Annotated in this window: 1 protein-coding gene; it reads left to right on the forward strand. The window is 67.4% G+C overall.

Annotation, left to right across the window (positions count from 1 at the left end; genetic code table 11):
• Positions 1–132 precede the first annotated feature (132 nt).
• Positions 133–899 (forward strand): DUF4153 domain-containing protein (locus tag EN906_RS35630; protein ID WP_348629308.1); only part of this gene is annotated, 767 nt, incomplete at its 3' end.

Consider the following 899-nt stretch of genomic DNA (forward strand, 5'->3'; position numbering starts at 1 on the left):
GCCTTACCGGCTGCGCCGCGAAGACTGGTGGCTGGCCGATGCGCCGCGCGTGTGTCCCGTCGCAATCCTCATTCCCTTTGTCCGCAACAGCCCGCCGGCAACCCGGCGGGACGCCATCAGGAAAGCCCGATCATGACAGCGTTGCTCTCCGCCGCGCCGAGCTATTGCAGCCGCTTCGGTGTCGCCATCCTGCTGGCGGCACTTGCGGATTTCCTGTTCTACGGCCAGCCCGCCGGGATCACGGTTTTCCTGTTCGCCCTGCTGATTGCCGCCGCGGTTGTCGCCGTGCATCCGGCGGCTTTCAGCGACGGTCGGGTCTGGCTCAAGCCCATCGCCTCGCTTGTCGCGCTGCTGCCGCTGGCTGAAAACGTCAGCACCCTGTCGGTTTCGATCGCGCTGGCGGCGCTGACCGTCTTTGCCCTTTCGCTGAGCGGGCGGCTGCGGCACAGCATCGCCCGTATTGCCGGGCAGATCGTGCTGTTCGGGCTGGCGGCGCCGTTCCGCTTCGCCAATGATTTCATCCGCTGGCGCAGGACGGCGCGGCGGTTCGGCCGGCGGCGCATCCGGCTGGCGGCGATCGCTGTCTGGGTGATGCCGCTGACGCTGGGCGCGGTCTTCCTGGCGCTGTTCGGCGCCGCCAATCCGGTGATCGACTACTGGCTGTCGCTGATCGACCTCGTGAGGCTGCTCGATCTTATCCAGCTGGCGCGGATTGCCTTCTGGCTGTTCGTGCTCGCTGCTGTCTGGGCTTTTCTGCGGCCGCGCCTGCCGCGCCCGGTTCGCCGCAACCGGCGCGCGGCGCCCGCCGTCAGCGCTCAAGCCGACAAAACCGTCACCACCATCGAAGATATCCTGTTCGGCAAGGCCGCCATCCTGCGCGCCCTGATCGTCTTCAACAT

The organism is Mesorhizobium sp. M7A.F.Ca.CA.004.06.1.1 (assembly GCF_003999135.1).
In the GTDB taxonomy this organism is placed as follows: domain Bacteria; phylum Pseudomonadota; class Alphaproteobacteria; order Rhizobiales; family Rhizobiaceae; genus Mesorhizobium.